This window comes from Pseudomonas sp. MWU13-2100, from assembly GCF_023242365.1.
GTDB lineage: Bacteria > Pseudomonadota > Gammaproteobacteria > Pseudomonadales > Pseudomonadaceae > Aquipseudomonas.
The window spans coordinates 106178-122247 of record NZ_JALLIX010000016.1 but is presented as its reverse complement, the minus strand read 5'-3'; the positions used below and the strand labels follow the sequence as shown (position 1 = coordinate 122247).

At 62.8% G+C, this 16070-nt stretch carries 17 protein-coding genes; 10 read left to right on the top strand and 7 right to left on the bottom strand.

The window, feature by feature from the left end:
• The first annotated feature begins 284 nt into the window (after positions 1–284).
• Positions 285–935, top strand: a complete 651-nt coding sequence (locus M5B99_RS13870) for a TetR/AcrR family transcriptional regulator (protein ID WP_248804552.1) — start codon at positions 285–287, stop codon at positions 933–935.
• A 27-nt stretch (positions 936–962) separates the two neighbouring features.
• Positions 963–1550 (top strand): IMPACT family protein, encoded by a 588-nt coding sequence (locus M5B99_RS13865; RefSeq protein WP_248804551.1) that lies wholly within the window; start codon positions 963–965, stop codon positions 1548–1550.
• Positions 1551–1989: 439 nt separating this feature from the next.
• Here M5B99_RS13865 and M5B99_RS13860 read toward each other — a convergent pair whose 3' ends face one another.
• On the bottom strand, positions 1990–2412 hold the full coding sequence (locus tag M5B99_RS13860) for a hypothetical protein (protein WP_248804550.1): 423 nt from the start codon (positions 2410–2412) through the stop codon (positions 1990–1992).
• Positions 2413–2498: 86 nt separating this feature from the next.
• Between M5B99_RS13860 and M5B99_RS13855 the strand changes: the two genes are divergently transcribed.
• The 3 genes from M5B99_RS13855 to M5B99_RS13845 all read left to right on the top strand — a co-directional run bounded on the left by M5B99_RS13855 (position 2499) and on the right by M5B99_RS13845 (position 4767).
• Entirely contained in the window at positions 2499–2885 is a 387-nt protein-coding gene (locus M5B99_RS13855; RefSeq protein WP_248804549.1) for a MerR family transcriptional regulator, read from the top strand.
• Complete coding sequence (locus tag M5B99_RS13850; RefSeq protein ID WP_248804548.1) at positions 2875–3558, top strand: SDR family oxidoreductase; 684 nt, start codon at positions 2875–2877, stop codon at positions 3556–3558. Before M5B99_RS13855 ends, M5B99_RS13850 begins: the two co-directional genes overlap by 11 nt.
• Positions 3559–3813: 255 nt before the next feature.
• Positions 3814–4767, top strand: coding sequence for an adenosine deaminase (locus M5B99_RS13845; protein WP_248804547.1), 954 nt, complete (start codon positions 3814–3816; stop codon positions 4765–4767).
• A gap of 168 nt (positions 4768–4935) precedes the next feature.
• Here M5B99_RS13845 and M5B99_RS13840 read toward each other — a convergent pair whose 3' ends face one another.
• From M5B99_RS13840 to M5B99_RS13830, 3 genes are all read right to left on the bottom strand, one after another.
• Positions 4936–6315, bottom strand: coding sequence for an MFS transporter (locus M5B99_RS13840; protein ID WP_248804546.1), 1380 nt, complete (start codon positions 6313–6315; stop codon positions 4936–4938).
• A 125-nt stretch (positions 6316–6440) separates the two neighbouring features.
• Positions 6441–7154: an ArsR/SmtB family transcription factor gene (locus M5B99_RS13835; RefSeq protein WP_248804545.1), complete on the bottom strand. Its 714-nt coding sequence runs from the start codon at positions 7152–7154 to the stop codon at positions 6441–6443.
• Positions 7155–7414: 260 nt separating this feature from the next.
• Positions 7415–8335: a LysR family transcriptional regulator gene (locus M5B99_RS13830; protein ID WP_248804544.1), complete on the bottom strand. Its 921-nt coding sequence runs from the start codon at positions 8333–8335 to the stop codon at positions 7415–7417.
• Between the two features lie 118 nt (positions 8336–8453).
• On the opposite strand from M5B99_RS13830, the gene M5B99_RS13825 reads away from it, so the two are divergent.
• Both M5B99_RS13825 and M5B99_RS13820 read left to right on the top strand, forming a co-directional pair.
• Positions 8454–9467 (top strand): zinc-binding alcohol dehydrogenase family protein, encoded by a 1014-nt coding sequence (locus M5B99_RS13825; RefSeq protein ID WP_248804543.1) that lies wholly within the window; start codon positions 8454–8456, stop codon positions 9465–9467.
• Between the two features lie 329 nt (positions 9468–9796).
• A complete protein-coding gene (locus M5B99_RS13820) occupies positions 9797–9976 on the top strand; it encodes a hypothetical protein (RefSeq protein WP_248804542.1) in 180 nt (59 codons plus the stop codon).
• Between the two features lie 14 nt (positions 9977–9990).
• Here the strand turns inward: M5B99_RS13820 and M5B99_RS13815 are convergent, their stop codons facing one another.
• Both M5B99_RS13815 and M5B99_RS13810 read right to left on the bottom strand, forming a co-directional pair.
• Positions 9991–11178: a multidrug effflux MFS transporter gene (locus M5B99_RS13815; RefSeq protein WP_248804541.1), complete on the bottom strand. Its 1188-nt coding sequence runs from the start codon at positions 11176–11178 to the stop codon at positions 9991–9993.
• Positions 11179–11416: 238 nt separating this feature from the next.
• A complete protein-coding gene (locus M5B99_RS13810) occupies positions 11417–11617 on the bottom strand; it encodes a heavy-metal-associated domain-containing protein (protein ID WP_248804540.1) in 201 nt (66 codons plus the stop codon).
• Positions 11618–11765: 148 nt separating this feature from the next.
• Between M5B99_RS13810 and M5B99_RS13805 the strand changes: the two genes are divergently transcribed.
• From M5B99_RS13805 to cueR, 3 genes are all read left to right on the top strand, one after another.
• Positions 11766–12152: a hypothetical protein gene (locus tag M5B99_RS13805; protein WP_248804539.1), complete on the top strand. Its 387-nt coding sequence runs from the start codon at positions 11766–11768 to the stop codon at positions 12150–12152.
• Between the two features lie 63 nt (positions 12153–12215).
• Positions 12216–14603, top strand: coding sequence for a heavy metal translocating P-type ATPase (locus M5B99_RS13800; protein WP_248804538.1), 2388 nt, complete (start codon positions 12216–12218; stop codon positions 14601–14603).
• Positions 14604–14613: 10 nt separating this feature from the next.
• Positions 14614–15015, top strand: a complete 402-nt coding sequence (cueR, locus tag M5B99_RS13795) for a Cu(I)-responsive transcriptional regulator (protein ID WP_248804537.1) — start codon at positions 14614–14616, stop codon at positions 15013–15015.
• Positions 15016–15143: 128 nt separating this feature from the next.
• Here cueR and M5B99_RS13790 read toward each other — a convergent pair whose 3' ends face one another.
• The gene (locus tag M5B99_RS13790) at positions 15144–16040 is read right to left on the bottom strand and encodes a PA4780 family RIO1-like protein kinase (RefSeq protein WP_248804536.1); all 897 of its coding nucleotides are present in this window, start codon (positions 16038–16040) and stop codon (positions 15144–15146) included.
• Positions 16041–16070: the final 30 nt, after the last annotated feature.

The following is a 16070-nucleotide window of genomic DNA, read 5'->3' as shown; positions in this document are numbered from 1 at the left end:
CTGCTCCTACAGTTTCGAGTCATGCGCAAAATGAATGAACGACAAAGCACTGCAGGAGCCGGGCTTGCCCGCGAAGGCGTCTTCAAGGACAACGCCAGGCCCCCCAATCGCCAACAAGCCGGCGCCAGCAAAATATCGCGCCCAACCCACTGCCGCGCGTAGTTGCCCCGAAAGCGACCGAATCAGCCCGGATCAAGGCTTTATATGATCACAGGACTTGTCTCAACCCACCGGGTACGCTATCTGTGCAGGGGTTGCACCCACAGACCCGTTCGGAACTGCCTATGACCGTTGAAGCCCCTGCCCATGCCGGAAAGCCCGCCAGCCGAATTCGCCAGAAAAACCAGGAAGCGATAATCAAGGCCGCCGAAGACGAGTTCGCCCGCCACGGTTTCAAAGGCACCAGCATGAACACCATTGCCCTGAACGCCGGGCTGCCCAAGGCCAACCTGCATTATTACTTCACCAACAAGCTGGGTCTGTATATCGCGGTACTGAGCAATATCCTCGAACAGTGGGACAGCACCTTCAATCACCTCAGCGCCGAAGACGATCCGGCGCAGGCGCTGACCCGCTACATTCGCGCCAAGATGGAGTTCTCCCGGCGCCAGCCACAGGCCTCGCGGATCTTCGCCATGGAAATCATCAGTGGCGGCGAATGCCTCACCGAGCACTTCAACCAGGACTACCGCACCTGGTTCCAGGGGCGGGCGAACGTGTTCCAGGCCTGGATCGACGCTGGCAAGATGGACCCGGTCGACCCGGTGCACCTGATCTTCCTGCTCTGGGGCAGCACCCAGCATTACGCTGACTTCGCCACCCAGATCTGCCGGGTCACCGGTCGCCCGCGCCTGACCAAGCAGGATATGGAGGACGCCAGCAACAACCTGATCCGTATTATCCTCAAGGGCTGCGGCCTGACGCCGCCACTCTGACCCTCTTGAACTGAAGCCGAATCCCGTATGCCTTTTACCCTTGCCGGCCTTTGCGAATACCGCGAGGAAATTCGCAAAAGCCGCTTTATCACCCTCGCCGCCCCGATCACCAGCGTCGCCGAAGCCCAGGCTTTTATCGAGCAACACAGTGACCTGGATGCCACCCACAACTGCTGGGCCTGGAAGCTCGCCGACCAGTACCGCAGCAGTGACGACGGCGAACCCGGCGGTACCGCGGGCCGACCGATCCTGGCCGCCATCGAAGCCCAGGATTGCGATCAGGTCGCGGTACTGGTCATTCGCTGGTATGGCGGCATCCAACTGGGCACCGGCGGCCTGGCCCGCGCCTATGGCGGCGGCGCCAACAAGTGCCTGCAAAACGCCGAACGACTGCCACTGATCAGCCGGGTCGCGTTGAGCTGCGCCTGCGGCTTCAGCGAATTGGCGCTGGTCAAACTGCGGGTGGCCGAATTGGGCGGCCTGATCGTGGAAGAACAGTTCACCGCCAACGGCGTGGAACTGCAACTGGCGGTGGGTGAAGCACAGATCGATACACTGCAACGGCAATTGGCCGATCTCAGCCGCGGGCGCATTCTCTTGCAGCGCCAGGCATGACCGCCCCCTGTTCATAACCCCCGGACACCGAGCGGTTGCCCACAGTCACTGTGCACCTGACTGTGGATAACCTGAGCACATCCGGCTGTAACCCTTCTGCAACGTGGCTTTGCGGCTGCTGATCAGTTTTTGTCCAATGACCCGCCAACGGCGCAAAATCATCCTGCAAACAGCGGGTTACAAGGGTTTATCGCGTTTTGAAAATAGCCCGATGGCCTATATGCCCAAGCCGCGAGCTTGCACACAAATACTGTGGAGCAACCTGTGGATAAGCCGTGCAAGGGTGGCCGGGTAGCCGATCCAGCCAAGCTTGCGGGGAGTTGGTCGTTTTTTGATCAGATTCTATGGCCCGATATGCCTGATCGGGCGCCTGCACGAATCGGGGTTACCAGCGATGGCGGCGGTGAAACTGATATCGTAATCGCCAGCAAGCCGGTATCTACAAGGTTTGTGCGTCAGCTGAAAACGCCGCGCGTACCGGTAATAGCTGTGCAATCCCCCAAGCCAGTTCAAAGAACAGGAACACGGCGATGATCATGCTCGCTCCCTGGCTCAGGGCGTAGACCTGCCAGGTTGCGAACAACATCCGGCCCACCGCGTCATAGCGACCGAATGCCTGCTGTGGATCGCGGATACGCAAGACCGCCCAGACGCAGACGATCGAACCCAACAGATTCGCCATCAACAGGTGCGCGGGCGCGAACGGCGGCAAGCTTCCCGGCAGGTTCAGCGTGGCGGCCAGCGCCAGCAGGGCAGCGTGCAAGGCGAGAAAACTCCAGGGTGTGACAAAGGCCGCCGTCACGATCAAGTCATACCAACCGCTGGCCCGAACCAGTCGACGGTACTGTGCTGTGCTCCACATAAGTCATCTCCATAACGATTCAAGGAGCACAGAGGCTAAAGCCTGGAGTATGCTCCAAGGTCAAGCCTTTCCAGAGAGCGAACAGCATGCGTATCGGTGAACTGGCCCGGACCTGTGCCGTCAGTTGCGACACCTTGCGCTTCTACGAGCAACGCGGCTTGATCGTGGCCCAACGTAGCGCCAACGGTTATCGGGACTATCCTCCCGAGATGGTGCAACTGGTGCAGTACATCAAGACCGCCCAGCGCCTGGGCTTCAGCCTGGGGGAAATCGGCAGCAGCGTCGCCGGGGTGTGGAATGCCACAGATGCCGACAGCGCCGTCACGCAACTGCTGCAAGACAAACTCGTGCTGATCGAAGCGCGCATCGCCGACCTGGGCGAGTTGCGTCTGGAATTGCAGCATCGCCTGCAACAAAGTTGTCCTCTGAGAACCGGACTTTCATCTGACAAGGAGTTTGCTCATGAGCAATAAAAACGCGTTGATTATCGGTGCCTCCCGTGGCCTCGGACTCGGGCTGGCCAAACAATTGCTGGCCGACGGCTGGGACGTGACCGCCACCGTACGCAATATCCACAAGGCCGATGCCCTGAAGGCCAGCGGACCGGTGCGCATCGAAGCCCTGGACATGGACGATCACGCCGCGGTGGCGGCGCTGGCGCAACGTCTGGAAGGCCAGGTCTTCGACTTGCTGTTCGTCAATGCCGGCGTCAAGGGCCCTGACGACCAGCGCCCGGGCCACGCTTCGCCGACGGAGATCGGCCAGTTGTTCATGACCAATGCTGTCGCCCCGGTCGCCCTGGCCCAGCGTTTCGTCGGCCAGATCCGCCCGGGCAATGGGCTGATTGCCTTCATGAGTTCGGGGCTCGGCAGCGTGACCACTCCCGATGCGCCGAATCTGGCCTTCTACAAAGCAAGCAAAGCCGCATTGAACTCCATGGCCAACACCTTCCTGAGCGAAATCGAGGCCCCGACCTTCACCGTCCTGTCGATGCACCCGGGCTGGGTGAAAACCGACATGGGCGGCGACGGCGCGGACATCGACGTGGCGACCAGCGTTCGCGGCCTGATCGACCAGGTCAATGCCTATTCCGGTCGGGGCGGGCATCACTTCATCAATTACAAGGGCGAGACCATTCCCTGGTAAGCGACAGCCCCGACGACGCAGGATCTGCGCTCACGGCGTCCTTGTAGATACCGGCTTGCTGGCGATGAGGCCAGCAAGACTGGCATCGACTATTCGACCACCATCGCCAGCAAGCCGGCTCTACAGTTTTGCGCATAATCGTAGAGCCGGGCCAAGGGCGGATATCGGCGGGGCGCGAATTCGATCAGGTTTTAGCCGGTGTCTCGACGACACCTGTAGAATGCCGATCATCTGCACCTGATGAGAAAAAAGACCATGTACGACTGGCTCAATGCCCTGCCCAAGGCAGAACTGCACCTGCACCTGGAAGGCTCGCTGGAGCCGGAGCTGCTGTTCGCCCTGGCCGAACGCAACAAGATCGCCCTGCCGTGGAACGATGTGGATACCTTGCGCAAGGCCTATGCCTTCAACAACCTGCAGGAGTTCCTCGACCTCTACTACCAAGGGGCCGATGTGCTGCGCACCTCCCAGGACTTCTACGACCTGACCTGGGCCTACCTGCTGCGCTGCAAGGCACAGAACGTGATCCACACCGAGCCCTTCTTCGATCCGCAGACCCACACCGACCGGGGTATCCCCTTCGAAGTGGTGCTCAACGGCATTGCCGCGGCGCTCAAGGACGGCGAACAGCAACTGGGCATCAGCAGCGGCCTGATCCTCAGCTTCCTGCGTCACCTCAGTGAAGATGAAGCGCAGAAGACCCTGGACCAGGCGCTGCCGTTCCGCGACGCCTTTGTCGCGGTCGGCCTCGACAGTTCGGAAATGGGTCACCCGCCGAGCAAGTTCCAGCGGGTCTTCGATCGCGCCCGTGACGAAGGTTTCCTGACCGTCGCCCATGCCGGTGAGGAAGGTCCGCCGGAGTACATCTGGGAAGCCCTCGACCTGCTGAAGATCCAGCGTATCGACCATGGCGTACGCGCCATCGAGGACGAGCGACTGATGCAGCGGATCATCGACGAACAGATTCCTCTGACCGTCTGCCCGTTGTCGAACACCAAGCTGCGCGTATTCGAGCACATGTCGCAGCACAACATCCTCGACATGCTTGAGCGCGGCGTGAAAGTCACGGTCAACTCCGATGACCCGGCCTACTTCGGCGGCTATGTCACCGAGAACTTCCACGCCCTGTACACCGACCTGGGCATGACCCGGGAACAGGCCCAACGCCTGGCGCAGAACAGCCTCGACGCGCGGTTGGTGAAATCCTGATGAGGCGCCGGAAACGGTGAGAGCGACACAGCTTTTGTGGGAGCGGAGCTTGCCCGCGAAGAACGATAACGCGGTCTGTCTGAAAAACCGCGGTGTCGCCTTCGCGGCGATGCGGCGTCCCGACAAGCTCCGCTCCCACACAAATACCGCGCCCGCAGGATTACCAGGCTAACCCCCTGCCACCTCGCTCAACTCCTCCAGCGCCTTGCCCTTGGTTTCCATGCCGAAGCGCCAGACCAGCGCCGCGGCAATCGCGAAACACAGCGCCCCCAGGGCAAACACCCCGCCCTGCCCCGTCACCGGGAACACCAGCCCGGTCACCAACGGCCCGAGCAACGAACCGATCCGTCCCACCGCCGAGGCAAAACCGGCCCCCGTGGCCCGCGCCGACGTCGGGTACAACTCCGGCGTGTAGGTGTACAACACCGCCCACATGCCGAACAGGAAGAACTGCATCAACAACCCCGAGCCCACCAGCAGGCCGACATTGCCGCCGAACACCGCACTCTGCCCGTAGAAAAACGCCATGACCCCGCCACCGAGCAAGGTGACGATGCACACCGGCTTGCGCCCCCAGCGTTCCACCAGCCAGGCCGCCATCAGGAACCCCGGTATCCCGCCCAGGGAAATCAGCACCGTGTAATACACCGACTGCGTCACCGCGAAACCCGACTGCTGCAGCAAGGCACTGAGCCAGGAGGTCAAGCCGTAGAAGCCGAGCAAGGCAAAGAACCAGACGCTCCAGATCATCATCGTGCGCTGGCGGTACACCGGTGACCACAACTGTTGAAAGGCCGAAAAGAAGCTCGGCGCGCGGTCCACGCCACGGGGCAGGCGCAGCGGAATTGGCAGCGACGTGCATTTGAGCGAGGTCCGTACCCGCGCCTCGATATCGTCCAGCACCTTGTCAGCCGCCCCATGGTGCCCGGCCTGCTCCAGCCAGCGCGGCGACTCGGGGATAAAAAAGCGAATCGCCAGGACAAACACCGCCGGTATCGCCAGCACCAGGAAAATGTCACGCCAGCCCACCAGCGGCAGCAGGAAATACGACAGCACCCCCGCCGCGACAAAGCCGAGGGGCCAGAAACCGTCCATCAGCGCGATATAACGCCCGCGACGCTTGGCCGGAATCAGTTCCGAAAGCATTGACTGGGCGATCGGAAACTCCATGCCCATGCCGAACCCCAGCAGGATGCGAAACAGCGTCAGAGTCTCGACGGTCTGCGCGGTGGAACACAGGTAGCTGGCCACGCCCCAGAGCACGATGCTCCACTGGAACACCGGTTTGCGTCCGAAACGATCGGCAAGCAGGCCCGACAATGAAGCCCCGACCACCATGCCAAAGAAACTCGAGCTGGCCAGCAGACCGGCCTGGGCACTGCTGAGGGCGAACTCGGCTTTGATCGAGCCGAGCAGGAAAGTCATCATCGCCAGGTCCATGGAGTCGAAGAAAAACGCCAGGGCAATGATGATGAAAATCAGCCGGTGATAACCGCTGATGGGCAAGCGTTCCAGTCGTTCCGCCGCGCTGTAGCCTTGAGTTTCCATGGGATATCCCTCGAGTCGAATCATCGATCGAGTGTGCGGTATCGTCAGGAGGGCTTGTTTCTGGATACGACCTGTTCGCAGTCCTGGGCGACGCCCGCCGCGTCCATGCGGCAGGCCACCGGGACTCAACCGACCAATTCGAGCTCGACTTCAGCGGCCAGCTTGTCGATCTGCCGCTGCCCGAGCGCGGACACCTGCAAGGCCCGAGAGTCTTCCCGCGAGGCCAGCCAACCGGATTGCAGGAACAGTTGCAGCAACCCGGCGCCCAAGGCACCACCCAGGTGGGGACGACGTTGCAGGTCATGGCAGAGACAGGCGATCTCGCGCTGCCCATGGGCCAGTGCCTGGATGTACAGGCCGCGCTCGGCCAGGCGCGCCGCGCCCTTGCTGGTAACCCGCAACCGCAGCTCCTGCTGCTCGACCCAGCCCGCTCCCAGCAAGCGCTGGTAAAGCTCACAGGCCAACTCACCGCCCAGGTGATCGTGGCACACCCGGGCATGCCGCAAAGCGTCGGCATCGGGGGCCAGGGCCTTGACCGCATGGGCCATCGCCAACGGCGCACTGGCCAATGACGCGCTGGCCAGGGCTTGTACCGCCGTGCCGACTTCCGGGGCGGCGAGGCGGAAGAAGCGCTTGCGCCCGCGCTCCTCGATACGGACCAGGCCGCCTGAACTCAGACGCGCCAAGTGGGCACTGGCCGACGACAGCGACAGGCCCGTGGACAAAGCCAGCTCATCGGCAGCCCGGGCGCTGCCATCCAACAACGCCCACATCATGGCACTGCGCTTGGGGTCGGCAAGCAACGTGGCAATCTGACTGACGCAAGGTGCATATTCCATGTCTTCACTCCCTGTTGAAACACTGATCGAACGCACACGGGGCATACTGAGGAGTAATCCCGCCCAAGCCAAGACGCGAAAATGCCAAAAAGTGGGCGATTTTTTCAGCGTTTGGCAATCAACAGCGGCGAATGAAACAAAATACGTCATCCGTCGAAAGGATATTGGATCCAATGTCTTCAGCCTAAACCACAATGTGCACCGAGCCGACCTTTATTCCTGAACGGGTTGTAACAGAACCTCTTCGAGATCCGCGTGTCCTATGCCTGGGAAACCGGCGCCAGGCGCCCGAGTTGCGCGCAGCGCCGGCTCAGCAGCTCGCGCAACAGGTTCACCGGCTTACTCAATTGCGCGCGATGGGCGCACAACAAATTCAGCGGAGCGCGCTCACAGCGCAACTCCGGCAACAGCACCTGCAAGCGTCCCGCGAGGACATCGGCCGACACATCCAGCCAGGATTTGTAGGCGATGCCAACCCCGGCCACGGCCCAGCGCCGCACCACGTCGGCGTCGTCGCTGAAACGGTCGCCGCTGACGGTCAGGCTGACTTCGCGCTTGCCGTCGTGAAAACTCCAATGGTCATGCACCCGGCTGCTCAGCATATAGAGCAGGCAGTTGTGCTGTGCCAATTGTGCCAACGTACGGGGTTCGCCGTGTCGCGCCAGATAACCCGGTGCCGCGCACAGCACCCGGCGGTTATCCGGTGCCACGGGCAGCGCCACCAGGCTGGAGTCCTCCGGGTCGCCATAGCGCAAGGCAATGTCCACCGGCTGGCGGAACAGATCGGCGATGCGGTCGCCCAGCAGCAGGCGCACGGTCAGTTGCGGATGCTCGCGCTGGAACTCGTCCAGCCAGGGGAGCAGCAGGTTGCGTCCGAAGTCCGAGGGTGCCGACAACTGCAACACGCCGCTGACCTGGTCCTGACCGCGGGCCAACAGCCGACGCCCCTCATCGAGTTGGCTCAACGCGCCCCGGGCGTATTCAAGGAAGCCCTCGCCTTCGGCGGTCAGCCTCAGACTGCGGGTCGAGCGCGCCAGCAGGCGCGCGCCCAGTTGCTGCTCGATCCGCTTCAGAGCCGCGCTGGCCACCGCCGCCGACATGTCCATGACCCGCGCCGCCGCCGACAGGCTGCCCAGGTCGGCGGCACGGACAAACAACTGCAAGTCATCGAAACGCAGCATCGCGACCTCGGCATTATCAAAAAAAAATTGAAAGAGCCTGCTGTTTTAGCCGGTTTTATCTTCAAGTGAAATAGCCAATCATGGCGCCATCGAAATCGCTGCCCTCTGGAGTTTTCACATGAAAGCCATTGCCTTCTACGCATCCCTGCCCGTCGATGACCCGCTGTCCCTGCAGGATATCGAACTGCCCGCCCCGGTCGCCGGTCCCCGCGACCTGCTGGTGGAGGTCAAGGCGATCTCCGTCAATCCGGTAGACACCAAGGTCCGTCAATTCATGCCGCCGGAAAACGGTGAGGCCAAGGTACTCGGCTGGGACGTGGCTGGTGTGGTCAAGGCAGTGGGCAGCGAAGTCAGTCTGTTCAAGGTCGGCGATCCGGTTTTCTATGCGGGTTCCCTGACTCGTCCTGGCGCCAACAGCGAGCTGCACCTGGTGGATGAGCGCATCGTCGGGCACAAGCCGAAAAGCCTGGGCTTTGCCGAAGCGGCCGCCTTGCCGCTGACCGCTATCACTGCCTGGGAGCTGCTGTTCGAACGCCTTCGGATCGCCGAGGACAAGGCCGATCAAGGCCAGAGCCTGCTGATCGTCGGCGCGGCCGGTGGCGTGGGGTCGATCCTGACCCAGCTCGCCAGCCAGTTGACCGGCCTGAAAGTCATCGGCACGGCTTCACGCGCCGAAACCCGGGACTGGGTAACGGCCTTGGGCGCCGACCTGGTGGTCGATCACAGCCGGCCATTGAGCGAAGAACTCAAGGCCCATGGCCAGGCGCAGGTGACCCATGTCGCCAGCCTGACCCAGACCGACAGTCACCTCGATCAACTGGTCGACGCCCTCAAGCCCCAGGGCAAGCTGGCCCTGATCGACGACCCGAAAGGCCTCGACATCAGCAAGCTCAAGCGCAAGAGCCTGTCGTTGCACTGGGAGTTCATGTACACCCGCTCGATGTTCGAGACCGATGACATGATCGAACAGCACAACCTGCTCAACCGCGTCGCCGAACTGATTGATGCCGGGGTGTTGAAAACCACGCTGGGTGAGCATTTCGGCCGGATCAACGCCGCCAACCTGCGCCGTGCCCACGAGCTGCTGGAAAGTGGCAAGGCCAAGGGCAAGATCGTGCTGGAAGGGTTCTGAGTCGAATCCCGTGCACCTGTCGACCTGACAGCCCCTCCTGCAGGAGCCGGCTTGCCGGCGATGGCGTCCGCCAGGACGCTGCAGGGCTCAAGGGCCTCATCGCCGGCAAGCCGGCTCCTACAGGGTTAGTGGCACCTTCAGAATAATGACCTGGGGAGGAAGATTGCACCTGCAACACAATCCGGGCGACCACCAGTCAGATGATTGAGCCAGGTCATCTACCAGTAGGAAATCAGCGCTACAATCGAATCCTCACTGCTGTTTTGGTTTTAATGCAGTCATTTTCAAGCAACAGAGAATGAGTCGTTACCAACAGGAGGAAGTCGGCAATGAAGATACTGGTTAAAGAACTGCCCCGGCCCCACGGCAATCAATGGCAGGTCCGTCTGGACCAGCACGTGGTGACCTTCCGCAGCGAGGCTGAAGCCCGCGCCTTTGTCAGCACCCTGCAAGTCAGGTTGCAGGCCCCCCACCCTTTCCCCGAACGCCAACAACTCGCCGTCGGCTGATCCCATTCGCAAACCTAGCCCTGGATGACTCGCGCGTTGTACACGCGACGAGTCGACATGGCCAGCGTGACCACCAGCACACCGCACAGGCTGATGACCAGGGCCATCGGCACGGCGCTGCCATCGTGCAGCACGCCGACCAATGAGGCAGCTGCCGCCGCCACGCCGAACTGCAGGCAACCCAGCGTTGCCGATGCGCTGCCGGCGCGCGCGCCCTGGCCGCTCATGGCACAGGCCGAGGCGTTGGGCAGAATGCAGCCCAGGCTGGAAATACAAATGAACAACGGCACCAGCAATGGCCACAGTTGCTCCGGGTGCAGGCTGCTGATCGCCAGCAGCGTCAGACCCGCTGCCAGGTAGACCCACACTGCACGTACCAGCAGATACGCCGGGCCGCGCTTGGCCAGCAGGCGCGCATTGACCTGAGCGGTCAGGATAAAACCCGCGGCGTTGGTGCCGAACAACCAGCCGTAGTGCTCGGCCGGTACGCCATACAGCTTGATGAACACGAACGGCGAGCCGGCGATATAGGCAAACATGCCGGCAATCGCAATGCCGCCAGTCAGGGCGTGGCCGAGGAACAGACGGTCGCCCAGCAAGCGAGCGTATTGGCGCAACGCACCCGACAACGGCGCACGTGGTTGCTTGGCCGGCAGGCTCTCGGGCAGGCCAAGCATCACGGCAATGGCCGCCATTGCACTGAAGATCGTCAGGGCGATAAAAATCGAGTGCCAGCCATAGAGGTTGACCAGTACACCACCGAGCATCGGCGCCAGGATCGGCGCCAGTCCCACCACCAGCATCAGCTGTGAGAAGACCTTGGCCGAACCCACCGCGTCGCATTTGTCGCTGACCACCGCGCGGGAAATCACCATCCCGGCGCAGCCACCCAGGGCCTGGACAAAACGCGCGGCAATCAGCCAGTCCAGGCTCGGGGCGAAGGAACAGGCCAGGGACGCGACGGTGAACAGCGCCACCCCCACCAGCAATGGCAGCCGCCGGCCGAAACGATCAGCCACCGGCCCATAGGCCAGCTGGCCGATGGACAAACCGAGGAAATACACCGCCAGGGTCAGCTGGATATGTTTTTCATCGGTGCCGAACGCCGTGGCCATGGCCGGAAAGCCCGGCAGGTAGAAGTCGATGGCCAGGGGCGCGAAGGCGCTCAGGGCGCCAAGAATCAGGATGGTTCGCAGGTTCATCAGGTGTCCAGGGAAGATCGGCGCGGGTCGCTAGTCTAGCGGCGCGAGGAGGCCTTGAACAATCTGATAGGTCGCTAACTATTAAAAAAACCAGAACACAACACAACCTGTAGGAGCCGGCTCGCTGGCGATGAGGTCAATAAGTCCTGCATCGATTATCCGGCCGCCGTCGCCAGCAAGCCGGCTCCTACAGTTGACTATGTTGGCCGTGGTTGCGGCGCTATCGAGCAGATCCGCGTCAGCCGGCCAGCTTCGCCTGGTAACCCTCTTCGCTGATGGCGCTGAGCACGTCCTCCACCGACAGCCGGCTGTTGACGCTGACTTCCTTCGCCGCCAGGTCGACCCGCACCTCGGCCGCCGGATCGCGGGCCTGGACCGCCTGGGTAATGGCCCGTACACAGTGACCACAGGACATACCCTGGACATTGAAAACTTGCATGACACGGCTCCTTTCATGGGGGAATGCTTGCAGTCTCAAGCTTGCCACGGTGGCAAGGTCAAGTTCCTGGCAACATTGCCGGGCTGGCATTTAGCGCGAGCCTGCGCCAAGCTTCGGCATCGACGATCAAACCGTAGGAGATTCAGCCATGCGCTGGTCAGCATTCAGCCTGTTCGGCCTTCTCAGTATTTTCGGTGCGAGTCCTTTCGCCAGTGCGGCCGGAGAGAACTACGCCGTACTGATCATTTCTCGCGAGCGCCTGGAAGTCTCCACTTCCTGCGAGATCGGCATCTATCTCCAGGATCAACTGTCCGGCCGGCTGTTCCAGGAACAGTCCAGCTCCTTCAACCTGCCGCCAGGCAACGTTTCCATCCGCTTGAAGTACTTACCCGGACAGACCCCGGGCTGTGCCGCCGGCATGCTGACCACCCCCGAACAGGTGATCAAGCTCAGCGGCGGCGATGTGCGCAAGTTTGCCATTGTCGGTGGCCCGGAAGGCCTGCGCCTGAAGCCAGTATCGCTGGGTTATCAATAAAGGCTTGACCTTGCCAAGGGGACAAGGTTGATCCTTGGGGCAACTTCTCCAGGAGTATTGCCCATGCTCGCCTCCATCCGCTTCGACCTGCCAATCGCCGGCATGACCTGCGCCAGTTGCGCCGGGCGTGTCGAGCGAGCCCTGAGCAAGGTCGCCGGCGCCACTGCCGTCAGCGTCAACCTCGCCACCGAACAAGCCCACGTCCAAGCCCCGGCCGATAGCCTGCCGGCGCTGCTGCGCGCCGTCGAGCAGGCCGGCTACAGTGTGCCCACGCAGACTCTGGAGCTGGATATCGGCGGCATGACCTGCGCCTCCTGTGCCGGCCGGGTCGAACGGGCCTTGACCAAGGTGCCCGGCGTGCAGCAGGTCAGCGTCAACCTGGCCAGTGAACGGGCCCATCTGGATCTGCTCGGTCAGGTCGATCCCGCCGCGCTGATCGCCGCGGTCACGGGTGCCGGTTACAGCGCCAGCCTGCGACAAAGCGAAGCCGCTGGCGCCCAGGAGCAACAACGCCGCCTGCACCGCGAACGCCTGTCCCTGATGCTGGCGATCGCCCTGGCCCTGCCGCTGGTGGTGCCGATGCTGCTCCAGCCGCTGGGCTACCACTGGATGTTGCCGGCCTGGCTGCAATGGGCCCTGGCCACTCCGGTGCAATTCATCTTCGGTGCGCGCTTCTATGTCGCCGCCTGGAAAGCGGTCAAGGCCGGGGCCGGCAATATGGACCTGCTGGTCGCCCTCGGCACCAGCGCCGGTTATGGCCTGAGCCTGTATCAATGGGCCAACACCGCCCCCGGCAGTATGCCCCACCTGTACTTCGAAGCCTCGGCGGTGGTGATTGCCCTGGTGCTGCTGGGCAAATACCTGGAAAGCCGCGCCAAGCGCCAGACCGCCAGCGCCATTCGCGCCCTGGAAGCTTTGCGTCCGGAGCGGGCGATCCAGGTGATCGACGGTCGCGAGCAGGACGTCGCCATCAGCGCCCTGCGTCTTGATGACCTGGTGTTGGTCAAACCCGGTGAACGTTTCCCGGTGGACGGCGAGGTGGTCGAGGGCCGCAGCCACGCCGATGAAGCCCTGATCAGCGGCGAAAGCCTGCCGGTGCCCAAGCAGCCCGGCGACGCGGTTACCGGCGGGGCCATCAACGGCGAAGGTCGGCTGCTGGTGAAAACCCGCGCGCTGGGCGCCGAAACCGTGCTGGCGCGGATTATCCGCCTGGTGGAGGACGCCCAGGCCGGCAAGGCACCGATCCAGAAACTGGTGGACAAGGTCAGCCAGGTATTTGTCCCGACCGTTCTGTTGCTGGCCCTGGCGACCTTGATCGGCTGGTGGCTGCACGGCGCACCGCTGGAAACCGCGCTGATCAATGCGGTGGCGGTGCTGGTGATTGCCTGCCCGTGCGCCCTGGGCCTGGCCACGCCGACGGCGATCATGGCCGGCACCGGCGTGGCCGCGCGCCACGGCATCCTGATCAAGGACGCCGATGCCCTGGAACGCGCCCATGAAGTCAGCGCTGTCGTCTTCGACAAGACCGGCACCCTCACGTCCGGCGCGCCGCGCATCGCCCACCTGATCACCACGGCAGATGACGACGACAACGTGCTGCAACTGGCTGGAGCCCTCCAGCGCGGCAGCGAACATCCGCTGGCCAAGGCCGTGCTGGACGCCTGCGCGGAGCGCGGCCTGGCCCTGGCGGATGTCAGTGACAGCCGCGCGCTGAGCGGACGCGGCATTGCCGGTTGCCTCGGCGAGCGCGCCCTGGCCCTGGGCAATCAGCGCCTGCTCGATGAAAGCGGCCTGAGCGCGGGCGCATTGGCCGAGTCGGCGAGCGCCTGGGAAGCCGAAGGCCGGACCTTGTCCTGGCTGATCGAGCAAAGCCCGCAACCACGGGTGCTCGGCCTGTTCGCCTTCGGTGACACCCTCAAGCACGGCGCCCTGCAAGCCATCCAACAGCTCAAGGCCCGGCAGATCAGCAGCCACCTGTTGACCGGCGACAACCGCGGCAGCGCCAGGGCGGTCGCAGAAGCCCTGGGTATCGATGATGTCCACGCACAAGTGCTGCCGGCGGACAAGGCCGCCATCGTCGCCGAGTTGAAGCGACATGGGGTGGTGGCAATGGTCGGCGACGGTATCAACGACGCCCCGGCGCTGGCCGCCGCTGATATCGGCATTGCCATGGGCGGCGGCACCGATGTCGCCATGCACGCGGCGGGCATCACCCTGATGCGCGGCGATCCGCGACTGGTACCGGCAGCCCTGGAGATCAGCCGCAAGACCTATGGGAAGATCCGCCAGAATCTGTTCTGGGCGTTCGTCTATAACCTGATCGGCATTCCCCTGGCCGCCTTCGGCCTGCTCAACCCGGTACTCGCGGGTGCGGCCATGGCCTTGTCCAGTGTCAGCGTGGTGAGCAACGCGTTGCTGCTCAAGACCTGGAAACCCAAAGACCTCGACTGAAGGAGTTGCCATGAATATCGGCCAAGCAGCCCGCCAGAGCGGCCTGAGCGCAAAGATGATTCGTTACTACGAGTCCATCGGCCTGCTCAGGGCCGCCAACCGTACGGACAGCGGCTACCGTTTGTACAGTGCACAGGACTTGCACACCCTGGCCTTTATCAAACGCTCCCGGGACCTGGGCTTCTCCCTGGAGGAGGTCGGCAAGCTACTGGCCCTCTGGCAGGACCGCCAACGCGCCAGCGCCGACGTCAAAGCCCTGGCCCGTGAACATATCGAGGCATTGAGCCGCAAGATCGAGGAACTGGCCGGCCTGCGCGACACCTTGCAGGACCTGGTGGAGCACTGCCACGGCGATCATCGTCCCGACTGCCCGATCCTCAAGGACCTGGAATCGGGAGGCTGCTGCAATTGAAAAATCCGCCGTCAGTCAGGATGCTATCCACTTAAAGCCGAACACATCGCCTAATGTGGGAGCGGAGCTTGCCCGCGAAGCTTTTAGCGCCCTCAAGGGCCTCTTCGCGGGCAAGCTGCACTCCCACGTCATTGCTGCATCCACGGCGGAGGCGGTTCTTCAGCCTTGCTCGGCGGCTTGTCATCCGCCGCGCGGATCGCCTGCCGGCGCTCCTCCTCGAACCGTGCCGCTTCGATCTCGCGCATTACACTGCCGACATCCGCCAGCTCTTCCGGATCGTCGAACTCACCCGTCAGAATGCTGCCCGGATGCAAGGTGCCGGCTTCGAACAACGCCCACATTTCCTTGGCATAGCGGGTGCCACGCAGCTCCGGGGCAAAACGCCCGAAGTACGACGCCATGTTGCCGACGTCCCGCTCCAGCATGCTGAAGGCATGGTTGTTGCCCGCCGCATCCACCGCCTGGGGCAAGTCAATGATCACCGGCCCCTGAGGCGTCAACAGCACGTTGAACTCCGACAGGTCGCCGTGCACCAGGCCGGTACACAACATCAGCACGATCTGGGAAATCAGGAACGCGTGATACTCGCGCGCCTGATCCGGCTCCAGCACCACATCGTTGAGGCGTGGCGCGGCATCGCCGTACTCGTCCGCCACCAATTCCATCAACAGTACGCCTTCCAGGAAGTCGAACGGCTTGGGCACCCGTACGCCGGCACTGGCCAGACGGAACAACGCCGCCACTTCCGCGTTCTGCCAGGCATCCTCGGTCTCCTTGCGACCGAACTTGGACCCCTTGGCCATGGCGCGGGCCTGCCGGCTGTTACGCACCTTGCGGCCTTCCTGATACTCGGCCGCCTGACGAAAACTTCGTTTATTCGCCTCCTTGTAGACCTTGGCGCAACGCAGCTCGTTGCCACAGCGCACCACATAAACCGCTGCCTCTTTGCCACTCATGAGTGGGCGCAGCACCTCGTCGACCAGACCGTCCTCGATCAGGGGTTCAATGCGTTTTGGAGTCTTCATCAGCTTTTATTGTGGGTCCTTTATTGCCAA